At 72.0% G+C, this 17,216-nt stretch carries 15 protein-coding genes; 6 read left to right on the forward strand and 9 right to left on the reverse strand.

Annotated elements, in window-relative coordinates; all coding sequences use genetic code 11:
- The first annotated feature begins 88 nt into the window (after positions 1-88).
- The 5 genes from KUA19_RS03080 to KUA19_RS03100 are packed head-to-tail and all read left to right on the forward strand — an operon-like array spanning position 89 to position 4,314.
- Positions 89-658 (forward strand): hypothetical protein, encoded by a 570-nt coding sequence (locus tag KUA19_RS03080; protein ID WP_217394491.1) that lies wholly within the window; start codon positions 89-91, stop codon positions 656-658.
- On the forward strand, positions 655-1,869 hold the full coding sequence (locus tag KUA19_RS03085) for a hypothetical protein (protein ID WP_217394492.1): 1,215 nt from the start codon (positions 655-657) through the stop codon (positions 1,867-1,869). Before KUA19_RS03080 ends, KUA19_RS03085 begins: the two co-directional genes overlap by 4 nt.
- Complete coding sequence (locus KUA19_RS03090) at positions 1,866-2,990, forward strand: S8 family serine peptidase (protein WP_217394493.1); 1,125 nt, start codon at positions 1,866-1,868, stop codon at positions 2,988-2,990. Before KUA19_RS03085 ends, KUA19_RS03090 begins: the two co-directional genes overlap by 4 nt.
- A 10-nt stretch (positions 2,991-3,000) precedes the next feature.
- Complete coding sequence (locus tag KUA19_RS03095; protein WP_217394494.1) at positions 3,001-3,624, forward strand: Maf family protein; 624 nt, start codon at positions 3,001-3,003, stop codon at positions 3,622-3,624.
- Positions 3,625-3,654: 30 nt separating this feature from the next.
- Positions 3,655-4,314: an O-methyltransferase gene (locus KUA19_RS03100; protein WP_217394495.1), complete on the forward strand. Its 660-nt coding sequence runs from the start codon at positions 3,655-3,657 to the stop codon at positions 4,312-4,314.
- A 198-nt stretch (positions 4,315-4,512) separates the two neighbouring features.
- On the opposite strand, the gene KUA19_RS03105 is transcribed toward KUA19_RS03100, so the two are convergent.
- From KUA19_RS03105 to KUA19_RS03120, 4 genes are all read right to left on the reverse strand, one after another.
- Positions 4,513-5,715: an MFS transporter gene (locus KUA19_RS03105; protein ID WP_217394496.1), complete on the reverse strand. Its 1,203-nt coding sequence runs from the start codon at positions 5,713-5,715 to the stop codon at positions 4,513-4,515.
- Positions 5,716-5,775: 60 nt separating this feature from the next.
- Entirely contained in the window at positions 5,776-6,537 is a 762-nt protein-coding gene (locus tag KUA19_RS03110; protein WP_217394497.1) for an ABC transporter permease, read from the reverse strand.
- Between the two features lie 3 nt (positions 6,538-6,540).
- Positions 6,541-7,494 (reverse strand): ATP-binding cassette domain-containing protein, encoded by a 954-nt coding sequence (locus KUA19_RS03115; protein ID WP_217394691.1) that lies wholly within the window; start codon positions 7,492-7,494, stop codon positions 6,541-6,543.
- A 69-nt stretch (positions 7,495-7,563) separates the two neighbouring features.
- The gene (locus KUA19_RS03120; protein ID WP_308167297.1) at positions 7,564-8,169 is read right to left on the reverse strand and encodes a PadR family transcriptional regulator; all 606 of its coding nucleotides are present in this window, start codon (positions 8,167-8,169) and stop codon (positions 7,564-7,566) included.
- Between the two features lie 413 nt (positions 8,170-8,582).
- Between KUA19_RS03120 and KUA19_RS03125 the strand changes: the two genes are divergently transcribed.
- On the forward strand, positions 8,583-10,328 hold the full coding sequence (locus KUA19_RS03125; RefSeq protein ID WP_217394693.1) for an acetyl/propionyl/methylcrotonyl-CoA carboxylase subunit alpha: 1,746 nt from the start codon (positions 8,583-8,585) through the stop codon (positions 10,326-10,328).
- Positions 10,329-10,339: 11 nt separating this feature from the next.
- On the opposite strand, the gene KUA19_RS03130 is transcribed toward KUA19_RS03125, so the two are convergent.
- The 5 genes from KUA19_RS03130 to KUA19_RS03150 form a co-directional block, all read right to left on the reverse strand.
- Positions 10,340-12,079: an MOSC and FAD-binding oxidoreductase domain-containing protein gene (locus KUA19_RS03130; protein WP_217394498.1), complete on the reverse strand. Its 1,740-nt coding sequence runs from the start codon at positions 12,077-12,079 to the stop codon at positions 10,340-10,342.
- A 39-nt stretch (positions 12,080-12,118) separates the two neighbouring features.
- Positions 12,119-13,558, reverse strand: a complete 1,440-nt coding sequence (locus tag KUA19_RS03135) for a GuaB1 family IMP dehydrogenase-related protein (protein WP_217394499.1) — start codon at positions 13,556-13,558, stop codon at positions 12,119-12,121.
- Between the two features lie 154 nt (positions 13,559-13,712).
- Entirely contained in the window at positions 13,713-14,576 is an 864-nt protein-coding gene (locus tag KUA19_RS03140) for a transglutaminase family protein (RefSeq protein ID WP_254548424.1), read from the reverse strand.
- A gap of 29 nt (positions 14,577-14,605) precedes the next feature.
- Positions 14,606-15,559: an alpha-E domain-containing protein gene (locus KUA19_RS03145; RefSeq protein WP_217394500.1), complete on the reverse strand. Its 954-nt coding sequence runs from the start codon at positions 15,557-15,559 to the stop codon at positions 14,606-14,608.
- Positions 15,553-17,133 carry a circularly permuted type 2 ATP-grasp protein gene (locus KUA19_RS03150; protein WP_217394501.1) on the reverse strand — a complete coding sequence of 527 codons (1,581 nt, stop codon included), beginning with the start codon at positions 17,131-17,133 and terminating at the stop codon, positions 15,553-15,555. Before KUA19_RS03150 ends, KUA19_RS03145 begins: the two co-directional genes overlap by 7 nt.
- Positions 17,134-17,216: the final 83 nt, after the last annotated feature.

The following is a 17,216-nucleotide window of genomic DNA, read 5'->3' on the forward strand; positions in this document are numbered from 1 at the left end:
TGGAATCGGTGGGCGCCCATGGCCTCGACTCGTTGGCCGCGAACGGCTGCACGCCACCGACTCGCCAATGGGGGAGGTAACAAGCGCCATGGGACTGCCCGAAGAGGACAAGGGACCCGCCTGGCTGCGTGACTACGGCCGCGGCAGCGGATACACCAAGGCCAGCAGTTTCACCGGGTATGACGAGGGCACGCTCGCCATCGAGCTGGAGGATCTGAAGCTCTTCGCCGACGTGCTGGAGAAGGAGCACATGCTCGACTACCGTCCGCACGCCAAGACGGTCTTCGAGCAGATGGCGACGGTGGTGCAAGCGCCGGACAAGCGGTTCCAGGAGTTGTGCGCGGGCATGCAGGGCCACCGCGACATGCTGGTGCAGGCCGCCGACGCGCTCGCCCGCCACGACGAGGCGGTGCTGAACTTCGTCACCGCCACCCGCGAGATCGTCAAGCAGTACGGCAAGACCGACGCGCTCACCGCCACCCGCACGTCGGACGTCAAGCGAGTGCTGGCCAGCGACCCGACGACGGCGGTGCCGGGCCAGAGCGGCCAACCGGCCCAGCCCAACACCGGCCAGCCGACGAACAACCCTGGCGTCGTCATCCCGCCGGTCGACCCGAACGCCGGCACCACTTCGGACAACGGCGGTGACTACAAATGACGGGGACCGACTGGAACAACGTGCCGATGCAGACCATGTGGGACTGGGTCAACCAGCGGCAGCTCGGCCCGCACTTCGAGCAGTCCGACGGCTGGAAGAAGGCCAGCGAGCTCGCCTCGCTGCACCGCGACCGGCTCAAGGTGTACCGGGAGAAGCTGGCCGGGATCTGGCGCCCGGAGGGCAGCGAGGCGGCGAAGACGTTCCTGGCCCGGCTCGACGAGCTCATCGCCTCGGTGGAGAACGTCGCCCACGTGACCGGCGGCAACTACGCGTACGCCCATGACATGCCGATCGCGATCGACGACGCGAAGCGCAAGCTCAAGCCGATCTACGACGCGTACATGAAGTACCTGCCCGCGTCAGGTCCGAACCCGAAGCAGCCGTCGGACCTGCCCTCCCGCGAGGGCACCGTCGACCAGTTCCTGGCCAGGAAGCTGGGCGAGGCCCGTGCCATCATGACCGGACTGGGGTCGGCGCTGGTCATGGCGCCGTACAACATGGTCAAGCCCGCGCCGTACGTGCCGCCGGGCCGGGGTACCAAGCTCGACAGCGGCGGCGACTACGGCACCCCGCCGCCGATCGTGCCGCCCATGATCCCGCCGATCATGCCGATTCCCGCCCCGGCGCTTCCGGCCAACTTCACCGCCACCCCGGTGCCGGTCAGCAGCGGTCCGGACCTGTCCGGCCTCAACCCGGCGCCGCCGAACACGACCGTGCCGATCGGCACCAGCCCCACCAACCCGGGCCTGCCTCCGGCGCCCAGCACGCCGAGCCTGCCGCCCAACGTCATCGGCGGGCCGCCGATGACCGGCCTGCCCGGCGGCGCCCGTCCGCCGGTGATCGGCGGCATGGGCGGTGCCGCGCCGCTGGCCCGCACGGCGGGCATGCCCGGCGGTGTGATCGGCGGCGCTCCGGGCGCGGGCGCGGCCCGCGCCGGAGGTCCGCGAACCAACCCGGTCGGCGGCATGATCGGCGGTGGCGGACCCGGCGCGGCCGGTCGCGGCGCCGCCGGCGCGCGCGGCTCGGCCGGGCTCAACACGCCGATGGGCGGAGCGCCGGGGCGGCCCGGTCAGCGCCGCGACGGCGAGGGCGAGGACCACGATGATCCGGACACGCTGTGGAGCGTGGCCCAGGGCGTGACCCCGGTGCTGGAGGCGCCGGACGCGCCCGGCCCGGTCGACCCCGGTCCGGCGATCGGGATGTACCGGTGAGGCGTCTGCTCCGGTCGGCGGCGGTGCTGGTCACCGCCGCCGCCACCATCGCCGTCGGCGCGGCCCCCGCGCACGCCGACCGCTTCCGCGACGACCAGTGGTTCCTCGGCTACCTCGACCTGACCAAGGCGCACGCGATCAGCCAGGGCGCGGGCGTCACCGTCGCGGTGATCGACTCCGGCGTCGAGGCGCACCACCCCGATCTGGACGGCAACGTGCTGACCGGCATCGACGTGGTGACCGGGGGCGGCGGCAACGGCTGGGGTGACCTCGACGGCCACGGCACCGGCATGGCGGGGCTGATCGCCGCGCACGGCCACGGCAGCGGCGACGGCGTGCTCGGCATCGCCCCCAAAGCCAAGATCTTCCCGATCCGGATGGCCAACGCGGCCGGTATGGGCAACGGCGACGCCATCGTGAAGGGCATCAACGAGGCGGTGAGCCGAAAGATCAAGATCATTTCGATCTCGGTGTCGGCGTTCTCGGCGGTGCCCGACGATCTGATCAACGCGGTGGCCAGGGCCCGCGAGGCGGGCACCCTGGTCTTCGCGGCCAGCGGCAACGCCCCCGAGGACTTCGTGGTCACCGCCCCGGCGCGCTACCCCGGCGCGGTCGCGGTCGGCGCCGTGGACCGCGCCGGCAACCACATGGGCTCCTCGGTGAGCGGCCCGGAGCTGGTGCTCAGCGCTCCCGGCGCCGACATCACCAGCGCCAGCAAAATCAACAAGTCGGCCGGCACGCAGTACCGCCGGGGCAGCGGCACCAGCCCCGCGACCGCGATCGCCGCGGGCGTGGCGGCGCTGGTCTGGTCCAAGTACCCGAACCTCACCGCCGACCAGGTGCTGGAGCGGCTGACCCGGACCGCCGTGGACAAGGGCCCCAAGGGCCAGGACCGCGACTACGGCTTCGGCGTGGTCGACCCGGTCGCCGCGCTGACCGCCCCGGACGCGCTGCCCAGCGCCGAGCCGACCGACCGGTCGGTCGCCACCGTCAGCGCCAGCGAGCTGCCCGACACCAGCGACGGTGGCGGCCTGCGCCTGGGCCTGATCGCACTGGTGCTCGGCGTGATCATCGTCGGGGGCGGCGTGGCCGTCGTCGTGGCCCGCCGGGTCCACCGGTAGCCTGCCGTCTATGCCCAATCGCCCGAACCTGGTCCTCGCTTCCGCCAGCCCGGCGCGCCGCAACCTGCTCGCGGCCGCCGGGATCGACGCGGAGGTCATCGTCAGCGGCGTCGACGAGGACGCGATCGAAGCGACCACCGCCGAGGCGCTCAGCGGCGTACTGGCTCGGATGAAGGCGCACGCCGTGGCGGAGCGGCTGCGCCACAGCACCCACCCGCGCCCGCACGCCCTGGTGCTCGGCTGTGACTCGGTGCTCGCCTTCGACGGCCAGATTCTCGGCAAGCCGGACAGCCCCGACGAGGCGGTCAAGCGCTGGCAGGCGATGCGCGGCCGCACCGGCGTGCTGCACACCGGCCACTGCCTGATCGACCTGACCACGGACCGGATCGCGCAGGGCGACGCTGCCACCGTGGTGCACTTCGCCGACATCAGCGACGAGGAGATCGACGCGTACGTCGGCTCCGGCGAGCCGCTGTGGGTGGCCGGCTCGTTCACCATCGACGGCCTGGGCAGCGCGTTCGTGGAGCGACTGGAGGGCGACCACACCAACGTGATCGGCCTGTCGCTGCCCCTGCTGCGCCGCATGCTGGCCGAACTGGGTTACGGCATCACACAGTTCTGGCGGGGCCGCTGAACCCGCTGCCGGCGGCATAGGCTCGCAGGCATGAGCCGTTCCTTCATCACGGTCACCGAAGAACTCCACGACTACGTCGTCAGTCACGGCACCCCGCCCGACGAGCTGCAACAGGACCTGATCGCGGAGACCGCGCGGGCCACCGGCTCGGCCGCGGGCATGCAGATCGAGCCGGAGTACGCGGCGCTGTTGACCATGCTCACCAAGCTGGTCGGCGTACGCCACGCCGTCGAGGTGGGCACGTTCACCGGCATGTCGTCGCTGGCCATCGCCCGCGGCTTGGCCGAGGGCGGCCGCCTGACCTGCTTCGACGTCTCCGACGAGTACACCTCCATCGCCCGGCGATACTGGGCGCGGGCGGGCGTGGCCGACCGGGTCGAGCTTCGCCTCGGCCCCGCCGCCGAAGGGCTGGCGCAACTGCCGGATGAGCCGTACCTGGACCTGGCGTTCGTCGACGCCGACAAGGAGAGCTACGGCGCGTACTGGGAGCTGCTGGTGCCGCGGATGCGCGCCGGCGGCCTGATCATCTCCGACAACACACTGCGCGGCGGCCGGGTGCTCGACCCGAGGCCGGACGACACCGGCACCATCGCGATCGCCGCCTTCAACACCGCGGTCGCCGCCGACCCCCGCGTGGAGACGGTCCTACTCCCCTTCTCCGACGGCGTAACCCTCTCCCGCAAGCTCTAACCCACCCACCCACCCCGGCCCAACCCCTCAACCCGACCGGTTGATCATGAACTTATGGCACGGGTCGACGGTGTGTCGCGGGCACAACTTCCTGATCGTCTGCCGGGCCCCGGGCCGCGCCGACCCCCCGGGCCACCGGCTTGTTGATCAGGAGGTTGTGCACAGGACACACCGTCGAGCCGTGCCATAAGTTCATGATCAACCGGTGATGGGGGCCGGGGCGGGGGTGGGGACGGGGGTGGGGACGGGGGTGGGGGTGATGCGGAGGGCGAGGGCGGCTGCGGCGGCTAGGAGGAGGGGGATCAGGAGGAAGGCGGTGTGGGGGCCGACCTGGTCGGCGACCAGGCCGAGCGCGAGCGGGCCCGCGCCGAAACTGACCGCCATCGAGTACGACGCCACGCCCGCTGCCCGGTCCGCCTGCCCCGCCGCGGCCCCCAGCGCCAGCGCGATCGCCAGCGGGTAGTGCATCGCGTTGCCGAGCCCGAGCACGGCCAGCCCCACCACGGCCACCACGGGTCCGGTGGCGCTCCAGAAGACGGCGAACCCGGCCAGGCTGACGGCCAGCGCGCACAGGTACAGCGGGATGGACCGCACCCGCAGGGCGATCCGCGCCCCGCACAGGCGACCGACGAACATGCCGCCGACCACGGCCGACATCACCGCGGTGGCCACGCCCGGCGACATCCCGGCCCGGTCGCGCAGCACCGAGGCGGCCCACATCGACAGCACGACCTCGACGGCGCCGGTGAGCGTCATCATCGACCAGGCCAGCCAGTACCCGCCGGGCAGCGGGCGACGTGGGGCGCTGTCGACGGCCGTCGCGGCTGAGGGTCCACCGGTGACGCTCACCCGGCGGACGTACGCGACCAGTGCGAGCAGCGCGACCAGGCCGACCAGCAGCCCGAACCCGGTACGCCAGCCGAGTCCGGCCCGCATGGTGGCGCCGACGGCCAGCGGGGCGAGCAGCCCGGCGGCGCAGCAGACCGCGTTGGCCTCGCTGATCGCAGCGGGTCCGGCCGGTCCGTGCCGGTCGGACAGTGCCGCCACGATGCCGCCGATCATGGTGATCCCGGCGACGGCGATGAGCGCGGTCAGCGCCAGGGTGACCGGGTACAGCGGCGGGAGGGTGACGAACGCCAGCACGCCGAGCGCGATGACGGCCTGCCCGCCCCAGAGCACGGCGGCTCGGCCGTACCGGCGGGAAAGGACCGGGTAGAGAGCGCCGCCGGCCACCGCGCCGACCGCGATGGCGGTGCTGTGCAGGCTGGCCGCCGCGGCACTGGTGCCCTGCTCGTCGCGCAGCAGCGGCATGACCGGCCCGAAGCCGTAGTTGAAGTAGCCCCAGAGGCCCAGCTGCAGGTAGATCAACCAGGTCGCGAGATCACGAGTAAGCCGGGGCACTGTACGAAGCTACGCTCCTTACAGTGCCCCGGCTGTGAGGTGTAACCGAGCTAACGCCGGTCAGCGCACGGACTTGGCGAAGGTCCGCGACGAGACGATCAGTGCGATGACCGTCAGCGGGCTGAGGATGGCCAGCGCCTGCCATACCGAGTCGTCGCCAGGGTTGCCCGCGAACAGCGCGCGCACACCGGTGACGGCCCAGCTGAACGGGTTGAAGTCGGCCACGCGCTGCAGCCACGCCGGGCCGAGCGCGATCGGCAGCAGGATGCCCGACAGCAGCATGATCGGCTGGATCAGCGTATTGAGCAGGGGCGCCATCGCGTCCTCGCTCTTCAGTGCCAGGCCCAGGGCATACCCGAGCGAGGACAGCAGCAGCGCCATCAGGCCGACCAGCAGGAACGCCAGCACCGCGTCGCCGACGGCGATGCGCAGCCCGAACGGGTACGACAGCAGCGTCACCAGCACGGCCTGGAACATCAGCTGCACCACGTCGCGCAGCGAGCGGCCGAGCAGCAGCGCCACCCGGCTGACCGGGGTGACCCGGTTGCGCTCGATCACGCCCGCGCGCAGCTCGGCGATGATGCCGAAGCCGGAGAAGGCGCTGAACAGCGCGACCATGACCAGCATGCCCGGCACGAACAGCTGGTAGGTCTCGCCCTGGCTGAGCGGCTTGCCCTGGCCCAGCGCCTTGCTCATCAGCGGCGCGAACAGGAACAGGTAGAACAGCGGCTGGGTGATGCCGACGATGACCCACACCGGGTTGCGCAGCAGGAGCAGCATCTGCCGCTGGAACACCAGCCAGGTGTCACGGAGGAATTTCATGGCTCAGCTCTCCCTCAGGCTGCGGCCGGTCTTGGCCAGGAACACGTCGTCGAGGCTGGGACGGTGCAGCTCGATGCCGTCGATGGCGATCTTCTCGGCGTCGAGGCTGCGCAGCACATGCGGGATGGCGCTGGCGCCATCCTCGACGTACAGCCGCAGCGACTGCTCGGTGGTCTCCAGCTTGCGCACGAAGTCGGCGTCGCCGAACAGGTCGGCGGCCCTGGGGACGTCGCGCTGCAGCTGCACGGAGACGACGTCGCCGAGCACCTCCTGCTTGAGGTCGGCGGGCGTGCCCTCGGCGACGATCTGGCCGTGGTCCATGATGGCCAGCCGGTCGCACAGCGCGTCGGCCTCGTCCAGGTAGTGCGTGGTGAGGAAGACGGTCATGCCCATCTCGCGCAGCTTGCGCACCTCGCCCCACATGTGGGCGCGCGACTGCGGGTCCAGGCCGGTGGTGGGCTCGTCCAGGAAGACGACCTTCGGCTGGTGGATGATGCCCAGCGCGATGTCGACGCGGCGGCGCTGGCCACCGGAGTACGTCTTGCACTTGCGGTCGGCGTACTCGGCGAGCTCGAAGGTCTGCAGGGCGTCGGCGGCGCGGCGCTGGGCCTCGGCCTTGCTGATGCCGTACATCCGGGCGTGCAGCACCAGCTCCTCGCGGCCGGTGGAGTCGTCCCAGGTGCTGCCGCCCTGGGCGACGTAGCCGATCCGGCGGCGCACCTCGCCCGGGTCCTTGCGCAGGTCGGCACCGGCGATGACGGCGGTGCCGCCGTCGGGTTCGAGCAGGGTGGCGAGCATGCGCAGGGTGGTGGTCTTGCCGGCGCCGTTGGGGCCGAGGAAGCCGAAGATCTCTCCCTCGGCGACGCTCAGGTCGACGCCGCGGACCGCTTCCACGGTCTTGACGTCGCGACCGGCACGGGAGCGGAAGGATTTCCGCAGCCCGGAGGTCTCGATGATCATTTATCGCTCCAGAGTCGGGGGAACCCGTGGAGCGTAGGACCAGGGTCTGACACTAGTCAAGTTTGATTATTCAGTTGCGAGGTTGGGATTTCCCCGCCACCGGGCCATCAACTCCGGGGTCCAGTACGGCGTGCCCGCCTCGATCTCGTCGGCGACACGCTCACACCACCCGATCTCGCCCTCGGCCCGCGCGATGTCCAGCTCCAGCATCCAGCGCACGTGGGTCGGCTTGTTGTCGGCCACCGCCCAGCCCGTGGCCAGCGCGGCCCGCTTACCGTCGTTGTCGGCCCGCAGATGCCGCGCCCGGTTGCGCAGCGCCGCCGTGACCTCCTCCCGGGGCAGCTCCGTCATCAACGAGAACGCCGCCAGGAACGGGTCCTCCCCCTCGTGCTGCCCCCACAGGTACGTCGTCAGCAGGTCGCGGAACTGCTCGGTGCCCTTCTCGGTCACCTCGTAGCGGGTGCGCGCGGGGCGGGAGCCGACCTGCTCACTGCCGACCTCGCGCAGCGCGCCCTCGTCGGCGAGCTTCTTCAGGGCGTGGTAGACCGACCCGGGCTGCACGTTGGCCCACTGGTCGGCATGCCAGCTCAGCAGCTCACGGCGTACGTCATACCCGTGCACCGGCTGGAGCAGCCGGACCACACCCAGGATCATCATCCGCGTCGTCGACACGCCAGCCAGTGTGCGTCGCCCGTCCCACCCACGCCCTTCGGGGGCACCACCACGCCACACCCTCACGCCACACCCTCACGCCCCGCCCCGCCCCGCCGGGCCGGGCCGGGCGCCCCGGTGCCGGGCGTCGCGGTGCTCGGCGTTCGTGCAGTTTCGGGGAAACTGCACGAAAGACGACCAAGATTCCTGCACTTTCCCCGAAACTGCAGCGTCAACCCGCGCGACCGCGCGTGGGACGGGGCGCGGCGGGTGGCGGGGCGCGGCGGGTGGCGGGTGGCGGGGTGCGACGTCACCCCCTGAGGGGGTGAACGGTCGTTCATGAGACTGGTCACATCGCGCCTGAGCGGTCGTTAATGATCAACTGCGCCGATAGACTCCGCGCAGGCCCGTCGGGGAGGACGATGATGACGATGCTGTCCAAAGTGCTGATCGCCAACCGAGGCGAGATCGCCGTACGCGTGGCGCGAGCCTGCCGCGACGCGGGCCTGACCAGCGTCGCCGTCTATGCCGACGGCGACCGGGACGCGCTGCACGTCACCATCGCCGACGAGGCGTACGCGCTGGGCGGCGAGACCAGCGCCGACACGTACCTGCGCATCGACAAGCTGATCGACGTCGCGAAGCGCGCCGGCGCCGACGCGGTGCACCCCGGCTACGGCTTCCTCTCCGAGAACGCCGACTTCGCCCAGGCCGTCCTCGACGCCGGGCTGACCTGGGTCGGCCCCACCCCGCAGGCGATCCGCGACCTCGGCGACAAGGTCACTGCCCGGCACATCGCCCAGCGCGCCGGAGCACCGCTGGTGCCCGGCACGCCCGAGCCGGTCAAGGGCGCCGACGAGATCGTCGCGTTCGCCCGGGAACACGGCCTGCCGGTGGCCATCAAGGCGGCGTTCGGCGGCGGCGGTCGCGGCCTCAAGGTGGCCCGCACGCTGGAGGAGATCCCCGATCTGTTCGACTCGGCGACCCGCGAGGCGGTGGCCGCATTCGGCCGGGGCGAGTGCTTCGTCGAGCGGTACCTGGACAAGCCGCGCCACGTCGAGGCGCAGGTGCTGGCCGACCAGCACGGCAACGTGATCGTGGTGGGCACCCGCGACTGCTCGCTGCAGCGCCGCCACCAGAAACTGGTCGAGGAGGCGCCCGCGCCGTTCCTGACCGACGCGCAGCGTGCCGCCATTCACGACTCGGCGAAGGCGATCTGCCGCGAGGCGGGCTACCACGGCGCGGGCACGGTCGAGTACCTGGTCGGCACGGACGGGACGATCTCGTTCCTGGAGGTCAACACCCGGCTGCAGGTCGAGCACCCGGTCACCGAGGAAACCTCCGGCATCGACCTGGTGCGCGAGCAGTTCCGCATCGCCGCCGGGGAGAAGCTTCGCTTCGACGCCGACCCGGCCCCGCGCGGCCACTCGATCGAGTTCCGGATCAACGGCGAGGACCCGGGGCGCAACTTCCTGCCCGCTCCGGGTGCGATCACGAAGCTGCACCTGCCCGCCGGTCCGGGCGTGCGCGTGGACACCGGGTTCGACACCGGCAGTGTGATCAGCGGAAACTTCGACTCGCTGCTGGCCAAGGTGATCATCACCGGCGAGACGCGCACCGAGGCGCTGGAGCGCGCCCGCCGCGCCCTGGACGAGATGATCGTCGAGGGTATGGCCACCGCGCTGCCGTTCCACCGCGCCATCGTGCGCGACCCGGCCTTCGTCGGGTTCACCGTGCACACCCGGTGGATCGAGACCGAATGGAACAACACCGTCCCGGCCTTCACCGGCGGCGCGGCCGCCGAGGGCGAGGATGGCGGCCGACAGACCGTGGTGGTCGAGGTCGGCGGCAAGCGCCTGGAAGTATCCCTGCCCGCCTCGTTCGGGGGTACGGCCGTGGCCGCGCCCGCCGCGGGCCGCCCCGCCAAGCGGGCCGGGGGCAAACGCGGCGCGAACGTCGCGGCCAGCGGGGACGCGCTGACCGCCCCGATGCAGGGCACCATCGTCAAGCTCGCGGTCGCCGACGGCGACACCGTGGCCGAGGGCGACACCGTCGTGGTCCTGGAGGCCATGAAGATGGAGCAGCCGCTCACCGCGCACAAGGCGGGTGTCATCACCGGCCTGACCGCGTCGGTCGGCGAGGTCGTCCAGTCCGGCACCACGCTGTGTGAGATCAAGTAGCCGCCGGCCGTTCAGAGATCGAGGGTGACCTCGGCCAGCGGGCATGCGCTGCAGATCAGCACGTTTCCGTCGGCGGGGGCGTCGACGGGCTCGGGATCGTAGGCGACCTGCCCGGACAGCAGGCCGCTCTCGCACGTGTGGCACACGCCGGTCCGGCACGACCAGCGGACCGGCACGTCGCACGCCTCGGCGAACTCCAGCAGGCTGCCGTACGCCGGGCTCCACGGCACGGTCAGCCCGCTGCGGGCGAACGCGACCGCGGGGCCGGTTCCCGGCTCGCCCTCGGGCGGGTGCGGCGGGCGGCCGGGCGTGGCCGCGATCCCCGGCGTGATCCCCGGCCCAGCGCCGAACAGCTCACTGTGCAGGGCGGCCAGGCCTAGTTCGCCCAGCTCGGCGGTGGCCTGCTGGGTGAAGGCCGCCGGTCCGCACAGGTAGGCCGCCGTCTCCGCGGGCAGGCGCAGCTCGCGCAGCACGGCGGCGGTGAGGCGGCCCGAGGTGGTGAAGTCCCGACCCGCGACGTCGTCCGGCCCGGGGCGGCTGTAGCAGATGTGGACGTGCGCGCGCGGCAGTCGCTCCAGCAGCGCGCGGCTCTCCGCCGCGAAGGCGTGCTCGGAGCTGTCGCGGGCGCAGTGCACCCACCACACCTCGCGAGTGGACTCCTGCTCCGCCAGCGCGTGCAGCATGGCCAGCACCGGGGTGGCTCCGATGCCCGCCGACAGCAGCAACACCGGCCCGTCACCGGGGTCCAGCGTGAACGTACCCCGGGGCGCGGCTACTTCGACCGTGGTGCCGGGACGGACGTTGGCGCGCAGGTACGCCCCGGCGGCGCCGTGCGGCTCCACCTTCACACTGATGCGGTACGACGGATCGCCGGGCGACCCGGACAGCGAGTAGCTGCGGATCAGCAGCCCATCCGGCGCGGGCAGCCGCAGGGTCAGAAACTGGCCGGGCAGCGCCCCGGGTAGCGGGGCGCCGTCGGCGGCGGCCAGGCGCAGCGACAGCACGTCCCGGGTCTCCGCGTCGACGGCGGTGACGGTCAGCGGGCGGAACCCCGGCCAGGCGGGCGGCGCTCCGGTGGCGGCCAGTCCCGGATTGCCCTGCTGCCCGTCCGGCTGGGCCAGCAGCTCCCGCATGGACGCCTGCCAGCCCGGACTCAACGCCGGCACGCGCAGCGCCCGCTCGGCTCCGTCCCGGGGATGTCCGGGCAGGTACAGCAGTGCGTCTATCTCGGCGACCGTCAGCGCCTCCGGTCCGGTCGCCAGCTTGACGATCTCGTCCCCGGCCCGGACCAGGCCTTCGGTGAGCACGCGCAGGTAGAAACCGGGCCGCCGGTGCGCGACCAGCAGCGCCGCCAGTCGCGGCTCGTTCATCCGCAGCCCCACCCGGTAGCAGGTCACGCGGGGTTGGGTCACCTCCACCACGGCCTCGCCGACCCGGTAGCGGTCCCCGATGCAGACCTCGTCGTCGGGCAGCCCGTCCACGGTGAAGTTCTCGCCGAAGTTGCCCGGCGTCAGGTCGTCGCGGCCCAGCTCCCGCTGCCAGTGGCGGTACGAGTCGAGCTGGTACACCAGCACCGCCCGCTGCTCGCCGCCGTGCCCGGCCAGGTCGCCCTGGCCGTCGCCGTCGAGGTTGAGCCGCCGCAGCAGGACCGGGCCGTCGACCGGCTGCTTCCACACGCCCGTGTGCACGGTCCGACCGCGCCAGGCGACGTCCTTCGGCAGGCCCACGTTGACCGACAGCAGGGTGGCCACCCGTCCGAATCTACGCGAAAGGGCCGGAGGCCAGGCCGGTTACCAGGACGTCGGCAGGGGCATGCCCTCGGTGTAGCCCGCCGCCGACTGCACCCCGACCAGGGCCCGTTCATGCAGCTCGTCCAGGGTGTTCGCGCCCGCGTAGGTGCACGCGCTGCGCACCCCGGCCACGATCTCGTCGATGACGTCCTCGACTCCCGGCCGGGCCGGGTCGAGGTACATCTTCGCCGTCGAGATGCCCTCCTCGAACACCGCCTTGCGGGCCCGGTCGAACGCCGAGTCGTCGGCCGTACGCGCGCTGACCGCCCGTGCCGAGGCCATCCCGAAGTTCTCCTTGTAGCGGCGCCCGTCCGGGTCGGCGTACAGGTCGCCGGGCGACTCGTAGGTGCCCGCCAGCCACGATCCGATCATCACGTTCGCCGCCCCGGCGGCCAGCGCCAACGCCACGTCGCGCGGATGGCGCACCCCGCCGTCTGCCCAGACGTGCCGTCCCAGCTCACGGGCCGCGCCCGCGCACTCCAGCACCGCCGAGAACTGGGGGCGCCCCACGCCGGTCATCATCCGGGTGGTGCACATCGCGCCGGGGCCCACCCCGACCTTGATGATGTCGGCGCCCGCGTCGACGAGGTCCCGTACCCCCTCGGCCGTGACGACGTTGCCCGCCACGACCGGGACCTGCGGGTCCAGCGCGCGCACCGCGCGCAGCGCGTTGAGCATTCGCTCCTGGTGCCCGTGCGCGGTGTCCACCACCAGCACGTCCACCCCGGCCTCCAGCAGCTCGGACGCCCGGCCCACATAGTCGCCGTTGATGCCGATCGCCGCCGCGACCCGCAGCCGCCCCTTCTCGTCCAGCGACGGGCGGTACAGCGTCGCCCGCAGCGCGCCCTGCCGGGTCAGGATCCCGGCCAGCCGCCCCTCGTGGTCGACGACCGGCGCGACCTTGCGCCGACCCTTGATGAGCAGGTCGAACGCCTCGCGCGGAGTGGCCGTCGACGGCACCGTCAGCAACTCGGTCGACATCACGTCGCGCAGCTGCGAGAACCGGTCCACGCCCTGCAGGTCCGACTCCGTCACCAGGCCCAGCGGCCGCCGCTCGGCGTCGACGATGACCAGGGCGCCGTGCGCCCGCTTGGGCAGCAGATGGATCGCGTCGCCGACGGTCTCGTACGGCCCGAGCGTGATCGCGGTGTCGTGCACCAGGTGGCGCTGTTTGACCCAGCCGATCACCTCGGTGACCACACCGGCCGGAATGTCCTGCGGGATCACGGTCAGGCCGCCTCGGCGCGCCACGGTCTCGGCCATCCGGCGGCCCGCGATAGCGGTCATGTTCGCCACCACCAGCGGGATGGTGCACCCCGTTCCGTCGCTGGTCGACAGGTCGACGTCCAGGCGCGAGCCAACGTCGGACCGGCTCGGCGCCATGAACACATCGTTGTACGTCAGGTCGTACACGGGCTGAGCCCCAGACAGGAACCGCATATGGTCATCTTCGCCCATCCGCCCCACGGCGCTGCGCTCGACGCCGATATACCCGCGCCGATCAGGTGCGACGCCATACCGCGCCGCGTCCGACGCCGTCGGCGAACACCACTCCTTCCGTACGCAGCTGGTCCAGCACGAGCCGGTTAGCGCATCAGCGGACGCGGGTGAGCATGACCTCGACGGTCTGGCCGGTGTTGGAGGGGCCCGCGTAGACGCCCTTCAGGGGTGGGACGTCGCCGTAGTCGCGGCCCCGGCCGACCACCACGTGGCGCTCGCCCACCGGCACCCGGTTGGTGGGGTCGAAGGCGTGCCACTCCCCCGTCCACCACTCCACCCAGGCGTGGCTCTGGCCGACCACGGGCTGGCCGAGCGGGGCGTTCGGGGTCGGGTGCAGGTAGCCGGAGACGTACCGGGCGGGCACGCCCATGGCCCGCAGCAGCGAGATCGACAGGTGCGAGATGTCCTGGCAGACCCCCTGCTTCTGCCGCCAGACGTGCACCGCGTCGGTCTGCACCCCGGTCGAACCCGGCACGTACGCCACCTCGCGCCCGACCAGTTCGCACACCGCCTGCGCCGCCTCGTCGGGGCTCGCGTGCTCGGCCCGCAGCCCGGCCGCGAGCTCGGTCAGCTCCTCGTCCAACGCCGTACGCGGGGTCGGCAGCAGCAGCTCCTGCCACCGGTCCACCACCTTCGGCTCGGTCAGGTCGGGCCAGCGCGGCCCGTCGACGCGGATCGCGGCCGGGCCGGAGGTCTCCACGGTGGCGTCGGCGACGACCTCCAGCACCTCGTGCGGCACCTGCACGTCGAACGAGGTCACCGTGGTGTCCCAGTAGTCCTGGTAGCGGTAGGTGCGGGCGGTCGGCCACACGGTTACCCGGCTGTCGAGCACCGTCTGGCGCGGCTCACTGCTCGGCGTCATCCGGGCCTCGTTGTAGGACGAGGCGACCAGGCCGCCGTACTGGAAACCGGTGCGGTGCCGGATCTGCAGCCGCCAGCCGGGCGAGGCCATGGTCATACGGGTCCTGTTCTCGTTCGCGAGGGGACTCACTCGACGGCTCCGGCCTGCCAGTGCACAGCCGCGGTCTGCCGGAAGTAGCGGGCCGAGACGGCGTCGTTCACCTGCGAGCAGGTGCGTTCCAGGCGGGCCAGCACGGTGCCCAGGTCGCCGAGCAGCTCGTCGGAGGAGCGGTAGGCCAGGTCGGTGCGCGCCCGGCCGAGGATGCGCTGGGCGTCGGTGCCGACGCCGACCCGGCCCGAGCGGGCGGTGCCCCCGGCCGGTTCCAGTTCGCCCAGGCAGGACTCGGCCGTCACCAGGGCGGCCAGCACCGAGCGCGGGAACAGCCGGTCGACCAGCAGGAACTCGGCCGCGTGCTGGTCGCTGAGCGAACCGCGGTACGTGCGCAGGTACGTCTCCCAGGCCCCGCACGAGCGCAGCAGCGTCAGCCAGCTCGGGATGCTGCCGCCCGCGCGGCTGTGCGTGGACAGCAGCCGCGCGGTCATGTCGACCCGCTCGATGCTGCGGCCGAGCACCAGGAACAGCCAGCCCTCGTCCCGGCTCATGGTGGCGTCGGCCAGGCCCGCGAGCACCGAGCAGCGCTCGCGCACCCACTGGAAGAACGCGTGCACGCCGCCCTCCTCGATGCGGCGGCGGGCTCCGGCCATACCGAGCCAGGTGGTGTTCAGGCACTCCCACATCTCGGCGCTGACGGTCTCGCGGGCGCCCCGGGCGTTCTCCCGCGCGGCGGCCAGGGCGCCCAGCACCGAGCTGGTGCTGTTGAGGTCCAGCCCGAGGCGTTCGACCACGCCGGGCAGGCTGGCCCCGTCCTCGGAGGCGGGCAGGCCCATGATCGACAGCAGCGACCGGCAGGCCTGCTCCTCGTCGGTCCACGGGTCCTGGAGCATCCGGTGCAGGTTCACGTCGAGGATGCGCGCGGTGTCCTCGGCCCGCTCGACGTAGCGGCCGATCCAGTACAGCGACTCGGCGATCCGGCTCAGCATGCCGCCGTCCTCCTCGCGACTCGTGCCTGCTGCTGCTGTTGCTGCTGCTGGTGGCCCGACTGGCCCGGCCCGGGGTCGGGGCGGCGCGCCGACGGCACGGACACGACCGCCTCCGGCTCGGTCCACATCTCCTCGGTCGAACCCGCCTCCGGCAGCACCCAGGTGTCCTTGGAACCGCCGCCCTGGCTGGAGTTGACCACCAGCGCGCCCTCCGGCAGCGCCACCCGGGTCAGGCCGCCGGGCAGCACCCGCACCTGCCGCCCGTCGTTGACCGCGAACGGGCGCAGGTCGACGTGGCGCGGTCGCAGCTGGTCCTCGATCAGGGTCGGCACCATGGACAGCTTCACCTCGCGCTGGCCGATCCAGCCACGCGGATCGAGCATGATCCGCTGCCGTACGTGGTCGAGCTGCTCCTCGGTCGCCTGCGACCCGATCACGATGCCCGCCCCGCCCGACCCGTCGACGGGCTTGAGCACCAGCTCGTCGAGCCGGCTCAGCACGTACGTACGCACGTCGGGGTCGTCGAGGCGGTAAGTCTCCACATTGGGCAGCAGTGGCTCCTCGTTGAAGTAGTACCGGATCAGGTCCGGCACGTACGTGTAGAGCAGCTTGTCGTCGGCGACGCCGTTGCCGACCGCGTTGGCGATGGTCACCTTCCCGGCGCGGGCGGCGTTGAGCAGGCCCGCGACGCCGAGCATCGAGTCGGCGCGGAAGTGCACCGGATCCAGGAACTCGTCGTCGATACGCCGGTAGATGACGTCGACGCGCTGCTCCCCGGCGGTGGTGCGCATGGACACCTCGTTGCCCGCGCACACCAGGTCGCGGCCCTCGACCAGCTCCACGCCCATCTCCCGGGCCAGCAACGCGTGCTCGAAGTACGCGGAGTTGTGCACGCCCGGGGTCAACACCACCACGGTCGGTTCGTCCACTCCGGCCGGTGCCGCCGCCCGCAACGCCTGCAACAGCATCCCCGGGTACGACTCGACCGGCCGCACCCGCGTCGCGGCGAACACCTCCGGCAGCACGTGCGCCATGGCGCGCCGGTTCTCCATCACGTAGCTGACCCCGGACGGGGTGCGCACGTTGTCCTCCAGCACCCGGAACTCGCCCGCCTCGTCGCGGATCAGGTCGACTCCGGCCACGTGCACCCGCACCCCGTTGGGCGGGACGATTCCGGCCGCCTCGCGGTGATAGTGGGCACTGGTGACGATGATGCGTCTCGGCACGATGCCGTCGGCGAGGACCTGGCCCTCGCCGTACACGTCGGCGAGGAAGGCCTCCAGCACCCGGACCCGTTGCGCCACCCCGGCCTCGACCTGCCGCCACTGCTCGGCGGCGATGATGCGGGGCACGATGTCCAGCGGGAACGGCCGCTCGACACCCTTCAGCGCGAACGTGATGCCCTGGTCGAGGAAGGCGCGGGCCAGCACTTCGGCGCGCAGCCTCAGTTCGCCTCCGGCCAGCGGGCGCAGGGTGGCGTGCAACGCCTCGTAGGTGGACCGGGGCATGCCCGGCATGCCGAACATCTCGTCCCAACCGGGACCGAGCGGGTAGTCCTCGAAAAGGTCCGCCATGTCCTGACGCTACGTGGATCGCGTTGCGGGCGCGTAAACGATGTGAGCAGTGAGACGGAGTCCCGAATCACATCCCTCTATGT

The sequence above is a fragment of the Catellatospora tritici genome (assembly GCF_019083965.1).
In the GTDB taxonomy this organism is placed as follows: Bacteria; Actinomycetota; Actinomycetes; order Mycobacteriales; family Micromonosporaceae; genus Catellatospora; species Catellatospora tritici.

What these genes read in the sequence shown, in the direction of transcription:
- KUA19_RS03080 (WP_217394491.1), top strand. Translation starts at nt 89, where the DNA reads ATGGGACTGCCCGAAGAGGACAAGGGACCCGCCTGGCTGCGTGACTAC.
- KUA19_RS03085 (WP_217394492.1), top strand. Translation starts at nt 655, where the DNA reads ATGACGGGGACCGACTGGAACAACGTGCCGATGCAGACCATGTGGGAC.
- KUA19_RS03095 (WP_217394494.1), top strand. Translation starts at nt 3,001, where the DNA reads ATGCCCAATCGCCCGAACCTGGTCCTCGCTTCCGCCAGCCCGGCGCGC.
- KUA19_RS03100 (WP_217394495.1), top strand. Translation starts at nt 3,655, where the DNA reads ATGAGCCGTTCCTTCATCACGGTCACCGAAGAACTCCACGACTACGTC.
- KUA19_RS03110 (WP_217394497.1), bottom strand. Translation starts at nt 6,537, where the DNA reads ATGAAATTCCTCCGTGACACCTGGCTGGTGTTCCAGCGGCAGATGCTG.
- KUA19_RS03135 (WP_217394499.1), bottom strand. Translation starts at nt 13,558, where the DNA reads ATGCGGTTCCTGTCTGGGGCTCAGCCCGTGTACGACCTGACGTACAAC.
- KUA19_RS03140 (WP_254548424.1), bottom strand. Translation starts at nt 14,576, where the DNA reads ATGACCATGGCCTCGCCCGGCTGGCGGCTGCAGATCCGGCACCGCACC.
- KUA19_RS03145 (WP_217394500.1), bottom strand. Translation starts at nt 15,559, where the DNA reads ATGCTGAGCCGGATCGCCGAGTCGCTGTACTGGATCGGCCGCTACGTC.
- KUA19_RS03150 (WP_217394501.1), bottom strand. Translation starts at nt 17,133, where the DNA reads ATGGCGGACCTTTTCGAGGACTACCCGCTCGGTCCCGGTTGGGACGAG.